Source organism: Rhodanobacter sp. FW106-PBR-R2A-1-15 (genome assembly GCF_058789735.1).
The window spans coordinates 41,394-53,339 of sequence record NZ_JBYTEM010000005.1 but is presented as its reverse complement, the minus strand read 5'-3'; the positions used below and the strand labels follow the sequence as shown (position 1 = coordinate 53,339).

The following is an 11,946-nucleotide window of genomic DNA, read 5'->3' as shown; positions in this document are numbered from 1 at the left end:
CCTTCAGGTGAGGGGGTGGCTTTTGCTCCCGCCCGCAAAGAGCACCCCATCCCGACTTTCCACCGCCTTGTCGCTCAAGAGAACCCCTTCAGCCGCAGGGGACAGAAGCCAGCGTCAGCCGCCCTGCTTGAGCGCCTGCAACAGCTGCTCTGGGGTGACATAGCCGCCCAGCACGCGCCCATCCGGGCCGTAGATCGCCGGGGTGCCGTTGACGCCGAGCTTCACGCCGAGGTTGAACTGGTCCTTGACCGGGTTGGTGCAGGTGGCCGGCGCCGGCGCATGGCCTTCCTTTGCGGCGGTGAACGCGGCCTTGCGGTCCTTGGCGCACCACACCGAGACCATCTCGGTGTAGGTCGGCGTGGGCCGGCCGGCGGTGGTTACCAGGCCTTCACGCGGCCACGCCAGGTACTCCACCGCGATGCCTTCCTTGTTGAACGCGGCCACATGCTCGTGCAGCGCGCGGCAGAAACCGCAGTTGACGTCGGTGAACACGCTGATCGTGTACTTCGGGTTCGGCGGCGCGAACACGATGCGCTCGGACGCCGGCACCTTGGCCAGCTCGGCTTTGCGGAAGCGCGCCCAGGCGTCGTCGCCGAGGTTGCGCTTGCTCTGCAGGTCAAGCACGTCGCCGTGCATCGCGTACTTGCCATCGGTGCTGACATAGAGCAACTGGCCGGCGGCGATCACCTGGTAGAAGCCCGGCATTGGCGCCGGCTCGATCGAATCGACCTGCACGTTCGCCGCCAGGCTCCTGATCGCCTGCCGCACCATCTGCTGCGCCGCCGGCGTCACCGCCGAACCGGCAACCGGCGCCGCGTCGTTGTCCGCCGCACAGGCGCTCAGGGAAAGCCCGCCGATGCACAGCGCCAGCAACAGTTTCTTCAACATCATCAACCTCGTTTGATCCGTGGCCGGCACGCTCGCCGGCAGCAAACACGGATTCTCGCACAGGCAGCTGAACGCCATTCGGTGCACGGTGCCGCAGAAAACCGGTCGCGATGGTGGTTTCCACGGCACTGCCGCGCGAGCTGCCTAGGCCAGGAAGCCGAACTTGCTCACCCTCGCGGATGATGCTGCGCATGCAGCCGCTTCAGGCCTTCCTTCGCCACCAGCGTGTAGATCTGCGTGGTGCTGAGCGAGCTGTGGCCGAGCAGCATCTGCAGCGCGCGCAGGTCGGCGCCGTGATTGAGCAGGTGGGTGGCGAAGGAGTGGCGCAGCACGTGGGGCGAGATGCGTTTCGGGTTGATGCCGACTTTCAGCGCGTAGCGCTTGACCAGGGTCCAGAACATCTGCCGGGTCATGCCTTCGCCGCGCCGGCTGAGGAACAGCGCCACCGGCTGGCGGCCTTTCGCCAGCGCCGGCCGCGCGTCAGCCAGGTAGGCACCGATGCGCACCAGCGCTTCCTCGCCGACCGGCACCAGGCGGTCCTTGCCACCCTTGCCGGTGACCCGCAACACGCCCTGGCGCGGGTTCAGCGCGGCCAGCGGCAGCTCTACCAGTTCGGACACGCGCAGGCCGGAGGCGTACATCAGCTCCAGCATGGCGCGGTCGCGCAGGCCCAGCGTAGTGCCGGTGTCGGGCGCGGTCAGCAGGCCCTCGATCTCGCGTTCGGCCAGCGCCTTGGGCAGGCTGCGTGGCAGCTTCGGCCGCTCGATCAGCAAGGTCGGATCGGCGAAGCCGGGCTCGCTGCGGACGAGGAAGGCGTAGTAGCGCCGGAACGCCGACTGCCGTCGCGCGATCGAGCGCACCGCCGCCGGCTGCGCGCCGTGGTAGGCGGAGATGTCCTCGCGCCGCGCGGTGCGCAGGTTGCGTCCGCGCGCGGCAAGCCACAGCGCCAGCGCCTCCAGGTCGCGCCGGTAGGCCTCCAGCGTGCGGTCGGCCAGGCCGTCCTCCGACCAGACCCGCTCCACGAACGTGCTGATGTCCCGCCGGTCGGCTTCGGCGATACTGGCGCGGTTTTCGTCCTTCTTCATGCGCTCGATGCTGGACATTGCGCGCGCGCTACGCAAGCGACCGAGCCACGATGCCGCCGAACCTCGCCACCACCGACACCCCCTGCCCACCGTGGCGACGCCTGCTGGCGCTGGTCTACGACCTGCTGATCGTGCTGGCGATCGTGATGGTGGTGGGTCTCGTGTGTCAGCTCGCCACCGGCGGCAACCTGATCCGCACCGGCGCGCGGACGGTGGTGCCGGTCTGGTACCAGGCGCTGCAAGGGGCGGTGGTGGTGGCGTACTTCGTCAGCTCGTGGCGGCGCGGCGGGCAGACGCTGGGCATGCGCCCGTGGCGCATCCGGCTGACCCGCGGCGACGGCGGCAGGCCGACGCTGCAGCAGGCGTTGATCCGCGTACTGGTGGCGGCCGCGCCGCTGGCGCTGCTGCTGCTGGAACCGGTGATCGGGTTGCGCGCGACGCTGTGGACGCTGCTGGCGGTATGGGCCGGCTGGTTCGCGGTGGCCCTGGTCGACCCGCGCCGGCGCGCGCTGCACGACATCGCCGCCGGCACCGAGCTCCGCCGGCTGAACTGAACTTCATGCTGCGCTCAGCGCCCCCGTCGCCCAATCCGCCGATGCCCGCACCGCACCCCGCCGAAAGCCGCAGCGACGCCGAACTGATCCGCGCCAATCGCGGCTTCTACGACTCGCTGTGGGCCGGGGCGAAACTGATCGCGCCGGCGTGCTTCAACACGTGGCCGCTGCTGCACGAACTGGCCGCGGCCGCGCCGCGCCGGCTGGAGGTGGCGCCTGGCCTGCGTCCGCGGCTGCCGTTGCACGGCAGCTGTTTCGTCGACCTCAGCCATGCCGCGCTGCGTTGCCTGCAGGCCAGCGGCGCCAGTGCGGTACACGGCATGATCGGCGCGCTGCCATACGGCGACGCCAGTTTCGACCTGGTCTGCGCGCTCGACATCCTCGAACACGTCGCCGACGACGAGGGCGCCCTGGCCGAACTGGCGCGCGTGGCAGCGCCGGGCGCCGCCGTGCTGCTGTCGGTGCCGCTGCACCCGGCGGCGTGGACGGCGTTCGACGATTTCGTCGGCCACTGCCGCCGCTACGAGCCGGAGCGGATCGTGGCCCTGCTCGCGCGGCATGGCTTCAGCATCGAACGCAGCGCGGTGTACGGCATGCAGCCGAAGTCCTCGCGCCTGCTCGAACTCGGCCAGTGGTACCTCACCCATCACCGTGAGCGCGCGATGTGGTGGTACAACCGCGTGCTGATGCCGCTCGGCCTGCGCTTCCAGAAACCACTGCGATGGCGCGCCGGGCTGGGCGACACCAGCGGCGTCGACGAGCTGCTGCTGCGCTGCCGCTACCGGCCGGTTTCGGTGCCAAGTCGCTGATCGAGCTGCCATCGCTGATGGCGGCGACGCAACACTCCGGAAACCGATCGGCGCTAAGATGGCGACTTTCGCCTGCGACAAATCGTCCCGATGCTCTACCAGATCCATGAGTGGCAGCGCGCGTTTCTCGGCCCGCTGAGTCATTTCGCCCAGGCCGGCGCGCGCATGCTCAACGACGCCAGCAATCCGTTCGCGCAGTTGCCCGGCGCGCAGCGCATGGCCGCCGGCTATGAACTGATGCATCGCATCGGCAAGGCTTACGAGAAGCCCGCCTTCGGCATCCATACCGCCATCGCGCACGAACACGAGATCGCGGTGATCGAACGGGTCGCGCTGGACCAGCCGTTCAGCCAGCTGAAGCGTTTCAAGCGTTTCAGCGACGACCCGTCGACCATCGAGAAGATGAAGAACGACCCGGTGGTGCTGGTGGTGGCGCCGCTGTCCGGCCACCACGCCACGCTGCTGCGCGACACCGTGCGCACGCTGCTGCGCGACCACAAGGTCTACGTTACCGACTGGGTCGATGCGCGCATGGTGCCGGCCGCGGTCGGTCCGTTCGGGCTGGACGACTACATCGCCTATGTCCAGGCCTTCATCCGCCACATCGGCGCGTCCAGCCTGCACGTGATCTCGGTCTGCCAGCCGACCGTGCCGGTGCTGGCGGCGGTGTCGCTGATGGCCGCGCGCGGTGAGGCCGCCCCACGCAGCCTGACCATGATGGGCGGCCCGATCGACCCGCGCCGCAACCCCACCAGCGTCAACAACCTGGCCACTACCCAGCCGCTGTCCTGGTTCAAGGGCAACGTGATCCACACCGTGCCGCCGAACTACCCCGGCCACGGCCGCGAGGTCTACCCCGGCTTCCTGCAGCACGCCGGGTTCATCGCGATGAACCCGGGACGCCACCTCAATTCGCATTGGGATTTTTACCAGGACCTTGTCCGCGGCGACCTCGACGACGCCGAGTCGCACCGCAAGTTCTACGACGAGTACAACGCCGTGCTCGACATGCCGGCCGAGTTCTACCTAGACACGATCGAGAAGGTGTTCCAGCAGTTCCTGCTGCCGCGCGGCCGGTGGGACGTGGCCGGCGAACGGGTGAACCCGGCCGCGATCACGCGCAGTGCGCTGCTCACCATCGAGGGCGAGCTGGACGACATCTCCGGCCTCGGCCAGACCGAAGCGGCGCACGACCTGTGCAGCAGCATCCCGGCCACGCGCCGTGCGCACAAGGTGATCGAAGGCGCCGGCCACTACGGCATCTTCAGCGGCCGTCGCTGGCGCGAAACGGTCTACCCGCAGGTGCGCGACTTCATCCGCAAGTTCGACCACGCCGCGAAGTAGCCGCCCGCCGATTGCGCCCAGGCTTTGCGCCCGGCGGCCCGGCCCCATCGTCAATCCGAAATCGCCAGCACGCATGCGTCCGCGCCATAACTGCGGCAGCAGACGGGAAAGATCGACAAGCTGCCCGACGCGATCGCTGGTCCGAGCAGCCCCTCCAGAAAACCGCTGAAGAAGGCGCAGCCGGAGTGGCCTTCCGTGCATAGCGGGCTGGCGTGGATGCGCAACTGGCCGTCCTGCTGATCGACCTCGACCAGCGCACGCAGCGCGGGGGCGCCGATGTGCTCGATGGCCGCGCGCAAGTCCTGCCCGACGTCCAGCGCGTACTCGCGCTCGAACAGCCACGCGCCCGTGCGCTGCCCCGCCAGCGTGAGCGAGGATTCGCGCGCGCCCTCGGCAACCGCCTGCGCCAACGCCAGCAACCGCGGCACGATCCGCGGATACTCCGAGGGCAACTCGTGCAGCGCCCGCCCGACCGCCGCTTCATCCGCCGGCAGCGGCACCAGCTGGACGAATGGCGCCGCCACCACGGGCGGCGCGGCCGGCACCCGCGGCGTGGGCAGGATGAATTCGAACATCGGCTCCTCCACCACGGCTGGTGTCGGTGTCGGTGTCGGCAAAGCTGCCGCATCGGTCAGCGCGACCGGTGCCGCGACGACGCCCGCCATCCCGGTACGATCGGCCATCGCGGGAGCGGGAGCAGGCACGGGCGCGGCGACCGGCGTTTTTTTCGCCGCGGGAGCCTCCGCTGCCGGGCGGCGTGTAACTGGCGGAGCCACGCGCACCGGCTCCATCGGTTCGCGCGATGCCGCGAAATGCGCCCGCGCCTCGCCTTCGACGAAGGGAAACATCTTCACGCTGATGAAGCGCTCGCAGGCATCCAGCGCTGCCTCGAGCGCCCGCTGCTTGCGCGACGGCCCCTGCACCACCATCGTCAGCAGGATGCCGTGGTTATCCTGCACGAGGCGCTGCCGTTGCAGGCTGAAGCCGCCGGCCAGGACCAGCCGACCAACCTCTACCAGCAAGCCCTCACGGCGTTCCGAGAGGCCCTGGATTTCCAGCTCGATCATCATGCCCCCTGCATGCGATGCCGGTGATGCGTGTCGTGCCGCATGCTACGTCAGCCGCTGCGACAAAACCCGGACGCACGGCCGGAAATTCCGCTTGCACGGAACAGCCTTGTGGTGCATGCAGGCGGTCAACGAAAAGCCCCGCCGTAGTGGGGCCTTTCGTCCGGACTGCGCAGCTGCTTCAGCGCAGGATCGCGGCCGGGTCCTGTTTCGCCTTCAGCGCGTTGCACAGCTGGATCGACTCGCCGGTCTGCGCCAGGCCACGGCCGATGCCGGCGGCGTCCTGCTCGCGGGTCCTGAAGAACGCCTGCAGGCGGTCGTACTCGGCTGCCGAGCAGCCGCCGGCAGCCGCCAGCGACGGCAGGCGGCCGCCGGAGAAGCTGCCGGTGCGATCGAGGATCTGCTGGTAGTGCGCAGTGAACCACGACCACATCGCGTCGCGCTGGGCCTGGGTGTCGCGGACGCCGCGCAGCAACATGGCCATCTCGCCGACCTTGACCGGCTTGGTCAGCGCGAAGTCGCGCACCTGCTCGGCCAGCGCCGGATCTTCCACGCTGGCGAGGCCACCGAGGATGCCGTTGCGCAGGGCCGCATCGCTGGTCTTCGGCAATTCGGCAACCAGCGCATCGACCGCGCTCTTGCCGTGCTGCTGCACCGCCACGCCCAGCGCGTCGCCAAGCAGGTCCGGGTCGGCGGCAGCGAGGTCCAGATGGCCACCCGCCTTCGGCTTGAGCGCCGCCTCGCCCTGCTTGAGCAGCGCCGCGCGCACTTCCGGCAGCTTGAAGTCCAGCGCCAGCGCGCCGGCCAGGCTGCTGCGCAGCAGCGCGTCATCCTCGGCTTCGCCAGCCTTGCGCTGGTAGCCGAGCTGCTCCAGCCGCGGCAGGTAGGCGGCCTTGGCCCAGTCGGCCAGGCGCGCGCGCTGGGCGTCGGTGACGGCGATGCGCTGGTAGAGGCCACTTGCCGTGTCCAGCGGCGCCACGGCCACTTCGCGGATCTTCGAGCCGGCCAGCGGCTGCAGCGCGGCCAGCACCTGGCCCGCGTCCAGATCGCCGCGGCGGAAGCTGGCGTTGATCGCGTCGGCGTAGGCCAGCTGCTCGGCATCGCTGAGCTTGCCGACCTGCTTGATCAGGCTGTCCAGCCCGGCCTGGTCGAGGCTGAAGCGGTAGTAGCCGCTGGCGTTCGCGTTCGGCATCACCCAGGTCGGCGTGCTGGCGCCAGGCAGCGCCATCGAGCCGGTGGCCTGGTCGAGCATTTCGCAGGCCACCTTGCTGCCGCCGCTGGTGCCGTAGCGCACGCACACCGGCACACCCCAGATGCGCTGTGGATCGCCGTGGCTGCCGAGCGGCAGGTAGCGGCTCTGGCTCAGCCGCAGCACGGTCTTGCCGTTTTTCTGTTCGAGCCTGGTCGCCACGTAGGGCACGCCGGACTGGTCGAGGAAGCTGTTGAACGCGTGCTTGAACGCGTCACCCTTGTCGGCCGCGGTGGCGATCGCCGAGACCAGGTCGTCGGCGGTGGCGTTGCCGAACTTCTGCTGCTGGATGTACGCGCGCATGCCCTTCTGGTAGGTCGGCTCGCCCACGTAGTTCTCGAACATGCCGATGACGCTGGCGCCCTTCTGGTAGGTGATGCCGTCGAACGCGGTCATGATGTCGCCGTTGCCGGTGATCGGCTGGCGGATGCTGCGTGCGCTGGTCAGGCTGTCGTTGCTCATCGCGCCCTGCGCACCACGCACGCGGTCCAGGTCGGCGCGGTATTCCGGGTGCACCTGCATGGTGACCTTCTGCTGCATCCAGGTGGCGAAGGCTTCGTTGAGCCAGATGTCGTTCCACCATTCGGTGGTGACCGTGTCGCCGGTCCACTGGTGCGCCAGCTCATGCGCGTTGACGTTGAACGAGCCGCGCACGTTGCGCGCGGGCGAATCCTTGTCGAGCAGCAGCAGCCAGTCGCGGAACGTCACCAACCCGGGGTTCTCCATCGCGCCGGCCTCGAAGTCCGGCGCCGCCAGCAGGTCGAGCTTGCCGAACGGATAGCCGAAGCCGTAGTAGTTCTCCAGCGCGTGGATGATGCTCGGCGTCTCGCTCAGCACGTGCTGCATGCGATGCCCCTCGCCCTTGGCGGCGATGCCGCGCAGCTTGAGCGGCTCGGCGCGGTACGCGTCGGGCGAGATGTCCGGGCCGTCGACGATGTCCCACGGGCCCACGGCGAACGCCACCAGGTAGGTCGGCAGCGGCTGGGTCTGCGCGAAGGTCACGGTTTTCCAGCCCTTGCCGGCCGGCTGCTCCTTCACCTGACGGGTGTTGGCCACCACGTTCTCGTGCTCGGGCACGGTGATGGTGATGTCGAACGGGGTCTTGAAGCCGGGCTCGTCGAAACCGGGGAAGGCGAAGCGCGCGCTGATCGGCTCCATCTGCGTCATCGCGTATGGCTGGCCCTTGGCGGTGACCTTGTACAGGCCCTGCAGCTGCTGGTTGAGCGGCGCGGTGTACTCGAACTTCAAGGTCAGCTGCTGCGGTTTGAGCGTGCTGCCGAAATCCACCCGCGACACGCCGGCCTTCGGGTCCACCGCTACGTACTTGCCGGCATGCGCCTTGCCGGCGGCGTCGGTGACGGTCACCTTCGACACCTTCAATTCGGCACCGTCCAGCCACAGATGGTCGGAGGCCTGGTTCAGCTTCACCTTGATCGTGGTGGTGCCGGAAAAGTCCTGCTGCGCCGGATCCACCTTGAACGCGAGCTGGTACGACTGCGGCACCGCCCAGCCGGGCAGCCGGCCCTGCGGCGCCTGGTCGGCGCTGGCGGCGAACGCGGCGCCGCAGCAGGCAGCCAGCGCGGTGAGCAGAAGGGGACGGGCGAAACGGCGCATGAAAACATCTCTGGTTTGCGAGGGGAAACCCAAGCTAGGGCCGTCATGACCTTTGACCCAGTGCCGGAAGGCATGGCGGCCACCGGCCGGATCACGAGACGAAAAAAACCGGCGGCAAGGCAGGCCTTGTCGCCGGTCGGGGAAAACCCGCGCGCCTGCGGGGGAGCTGGAGGGAGGGGACTCCGACGCGCGGGGTGTTGCAGAACGTGCATGCAGGATAGGTCACGCCCTTGCATCGTTCCAATTGATTGTTACCATCCATGTCATAGCGTACGTCTATTGCCTGCCGGACCCGTCATGAACCTGCGCGATCTGCAATATCTGGTGGCCCTGGCCGAGCACCGGCATTTCGGTCGCGCCGCCGAAGCCTGCTTCGTCAGCCAGCCCACCCTGTCCACCCAGATCAAGAAGCTGGAGGACGAACTGGGCGTGTCGCTGGTCGAACGCACCCCGCGCAAGGTGCTGCTGACCGAGGTCGGCCGCGACATCGCCACGCGGGCGCGCGACGTGCTCAACGAGATCGAGCAGATCCGCGGCGTGGCCCGCCGCACGCTGGACCCGGAATCCGGCACGGTGCGCCTGGGCATCTTTCCGACGTTAGGTCCGTACCTGCTGCCGCACGCGCTGCCGCTGGTGCGCGAGGCGTTCCCCCGGCTGGAGCTGTTGCTGGTAGAGGAGAAGACCGAAGTGGTGCTACGCATGTTGCGCGAAGGCAAGCTGGATGCCGGCATCCTCGCGCTGCCGCTGCACGAGGACAGCCTGCACAGCGAGTTCCTGTTCGAGGAACCGTTCCTGCTGGCGGTGTCGGACGCGCACCCGCTGGCGCAGCACCAGGGCCAGCTGAAGCTGGGCGACCTGTCCAGCCAGAACCTGCTGCTGCTGGAAGACGGCCACTGCCTGCGCGACCAGGCGCTGGAGGTCTGCCACCTGACCGGCGCCGGCGAGCACAGCGGCTTCCGCGCCACCAGCCTGGAGACGCTGCGGCAGATGGTGGCGGCGAACGTGGGCATCACCCTGCTGCCGGTCACCGCGGTGAAGCCGCCGGTGGCGCCGGTGGAGAACCTGCACCTGATCGAGTTCCGCGGCCACCCACCGAGCCGGCGCATCGCCATGGTCTGGCGCAAGAGCTCGGCCATGGACGGATTCCTGCGGCGGCTGGCGGACGTATTCCGGCAATTGCCGGCGGACCTGCTCGATGCGCACACCGCCGCCACGCCGGCGCCAGCGCCGCGCAAGGCGGCGCGCCGATAGCTGCAAGCTATCCGTGCGATCCAGACAATCAATTTCATTGCGCGCCAGGCCGGCGCTAGGCTCGGCCAGAGCAGCCGTCAAGACCGCCAGTCACAACCCCTCCCAGCCCAACGCCACGAGGTGATGTCATGAGCAACTTGAAAGGATCGCGCACCGAGCAGAACCTGAAAGACGCCTTTGCCGGCGAGTCGATGGCCAACCGCCGCTACCTGTACTTCGCCGCCAAGGCCGACGTCGAGGGCTACAACGACGTTTCCGCGGTGTTCCGCTCCACCGCCGAAGGCGAAACCGGCCACGCCCACGGCCACCTGGAATACCTCGAAGCGGTGGGCGACCCCGCCACCGGCCTGCCGTTCGGCGGCACCCAGCTGAACCTGAAGAGCGCCATCGCCGGCGAAACCCACGAGTACACCGACATGTACCCGGGCATGGCCAAGGCCGCGCGCGACGAAGGCTTCGAGGAAATTGCCGACTGGTTCGAGACGCTGGCCAAGGCCGAGCGCTCGCACGCGAACCGCTTCACCAAGGCACTGGGCGACATGGCCTGAGCACGGCCGCCTGACCCTGATCGTCATCCCTGCGAAAGCAGGGATCCAGCGGCTCGGCAAGTATCCGAAGGCGCTGGATCCGGCTTCCGCCGGGATGACGGATTGCGTGCATCGACGGTTTGCTGACTCGACCTGTTCCAGTCCGCGGGGGAAATACGATGGCCGACCCCATCCACGAAACGCGCGAAGGCAACCTCGACGCGCCTACGCGCCATCCGCTGGGCCAGCACGACCCGGCCTTCTGGGACGCCGCAGCGCTGGAAGCGGAGATAGAGCGGGTGTTCAACATCTGCCACGGCTGCCGCCGCTGCGTCAGCCTGTGCCACGCCTTCCCCACCCTGTTCGACCTGGTCGACGAATCAAAGACGATGGAGGTCGACGGCGTCGACAAGGCCGACTACCCGAAGGTCACCGAGCAGTGCTACCTGTGCGACCTGTGCTACCAGACCAAGTGCCCGTATACGCCGCCGCATCCGTGGAACGTGGATTTCCCGCACCTGATGCTGCGCGCCAAGGCGGTGGCGTTCGAACGCGAGGGCGCGCCGCTGTCGTCGAAGATCCTGTCCAGCACGCGCGCCGTCGGCAAGCTCGCCTCGATCCCGGTGGTGGTGCAGGTGGTCAACGCCGCCAACCGCAACCCGGCTGCGCGCCAGCTGCTGGAACAGACCCTGGGCGTCGACGCGAACGCGCGCGTGCCCGAGTACTTCGCGCCGACCGCGCGCAAGCGCCTGCGCGATCTCGACGGCAGCGGCGAAGCGGTGCCCGCGGGCCGCACCCGCGGCAGGCTCGCGCTGTTCGCCACCTGCTACTGCGACCACTCCGCGCCCGGCGTGGTCGAGGACCTCGCTGCCGTGCTGACGCACAACGCAATCCCGACCCGGCTGGTCGAGCAGGAAAGCTGCTGCGGCATGCCCAAGCTGGAACTGGGCGACCTCAAGACGGTGACGAAGTACAAGGAACGCAACATCCCGGTGCTGGCGAGGATGGCGCGCGAAGGCTGGGACTTCACCGCGGCGATCCCGTCCTGCGTGCTGATGTTCAAGCAGGAGCTGCCGCTGATGTTCCCGGATGACCCCGAGGTGGCGCTGGTCCGCGAGCGCTTCTTCGACCCGTTCGAATACCTCGCCGAACGGCACAGGGCCGGCCTGCTCAAGACTGATTTCAGGCAATCGCTGGGCAAGGTCGCCTGGCAGGTGCCGTGCCACCAGCGCGTGCAGAAGATTGGCCCGAAGACGCGCGAGATCCTGCAATTGGTGCCGGGCACCGAAATCGTCACCATCGAGCGCTGCTCCGGCCACGACGGCACCTACGGCGTGAAGCGCAAGACCTACGCGCTCTCGCGCAAGCTGGCCAAACCGGTGGAGAGCCGCGTGCAGCAGGCCGCACCCGACCATTTCACCAGCGACTGCCCGATGGCCGGCGGCCACATCGCCCACGGCCTCGGCGATCAGCCGGCGGCGGAACATCCGCTCAGCTTGCTGCGCAAGGCCTATGGCATTTGAAGCCCCTCTCCCGCTGGCGACCGAAGGAAGTCCCC

General features: G+C 68.6%; 10 protein-coding genes. 6 read left to right on the top strand and 4 right to left on the bottom strand.

What is annotated here, in order from left to right; translation table 11 throughout:
• Positions 1–114 precede the first annotated feature (114 nt).
• Complete coding sequence (locus AC3WTD_RS04385) at positions 115–888, bottom strand: DsbC family protein (RefSeq protein ID WP_492613019.1); 774 nt, start codon at positions 886–888, stop codon at positions 115–117.
• A gap of 167 nt (positions 889–1,055) precedes the next feature.
• The gene (gene xerD, locus AC3WTD_RS04380; RefSeq protein ID WP_492613018.1) at positions 1,056–1,973 is read right to left on the bottom strand and encodes a site-specific tyrosine recombinase XerD; all 918 of its coding nucleotides are present in this window, start codon (positions 1,971–1,973) and stop codon (positions 1,056–1,058) included.
• A gap of 50 nt (positions 1,974–2,023) precedes the next feature.
• On the opposite strand from xerD, the gene AC3WTD_RS04375 reads away from it, so the two are divergent.
• The 3 genes from AC3WTD_RS04375 (at position 2,024) to AC3WTD_RS04365 (ending at position 4,680) form a co-directional block, all read left to right on the top strand.
• On the top strand, positions 2,024–2,527 hold the full coding sequence (locus AC3WTD_RS04375; RefSeq protein WP_492613017.1) for an RDD family protein: 504 nt from the start codon (positions 2,024–2,026) through the stop codon (positions 2,525–2,527).
• Between the two features lie 41 nt (positions 2,528–2,568).
• Positions 2,569–3,336: a class I SAM-dependent methyltransferase gene (locus tag AC3WTD_RS04370; RefSeq protein WP_492613016.1), complete on the top strand. Its 768-nt coding sequence runs from the start codon at positions 2,569–2,571 to the stop codon at positions 3,334–3,336.
• 90 nt (positions 3,337–3,426) lie between these two features.
• Positions 3,427–4,680 carry a polyhydroxyalkanoate depolymerase gene (locus AC3WTD_RS04365; protein ID WP_492613015.1) on the top strand — a complete coding sequence of 418 codons (1,254 nt, stop codon included), beginning with the start codon at positions 3,427–3,429 and terminating at the stop codon, positions 4,678–4,680.
• Between the two features lie 50 nt (positions 4,681–4,730).
• On the opposite strand, the gene AC3WTD_RS04360 is transcribed toward AC3WTD_RS04365, so the two are convergent.
• Positions 4,731–5,750, bottom strand: coding sequence for a hypothetical protein (locus tag AC3WTD_RS04360; RefSeq protein WP_492613014.1), 1,020 nt, complete (start codon positions 5,748–5,750; stop codon positions 4,731–4,733).
• 178 nt (positions 5,751–5,928) lie between these two features.
• Entirely contained in the window at positions 5,929–8,610 is a 2,682-nt protein-coding gene (locus AC3WTD_RS04355; RefSeq protein ID WP_492613013.1) for a M1 family metallopeptidase, read from the bottom strand.
• A 297-nt stretch (positions 8,611–8,907) separates the two neighbouring features.
• Between AC3WTD_RS04355 and AC3WTD_RS04350 the strand changes: the two genes are divergently transcribed.
• From AC3WTD_RS04350 to AC3WTD_RS04340, 3 genes are all read left to right on the top strand, one after another.
• Positions 8,908–9,861, top strand: a complete 954-nt coding sequence (locus AC3WTD_RS04350; protein ID WP_492613012.1) for a LysR substrate-binding domain-containing protein — start codon at positions 8,908–8,910, stop codon at positions 9,859–9,861.
• A 128-nt stretch (positions 9,862–9,989) separates the two neighbouring features.
• On the top strand, positions 9,990–10,409 hold the full coding sequence (locus AC3WTD_RS04345) for a rubrerythrin family protein (protein ID WP_027493107.1): 420 nt from the start codon (positions 9,990–9,992) through the stop codon (positions 10,407–10,409).
• A gap of 158 nt (positions 10,410–10,567) precedes the next feature.
• On the top strand, positions 10,568–11,911 hold the full coding sequence (locus tag AC3WTD_RS04340; protein WP_492613011.1) for a (Fe-S)-binding protein: 1,344 nt from the start codon (positions 10,568–10,570) through the stop codon (positions 11,909–11,911).
• Positions 11,912–11,946 lie beyond the last annotated feature (35 nt).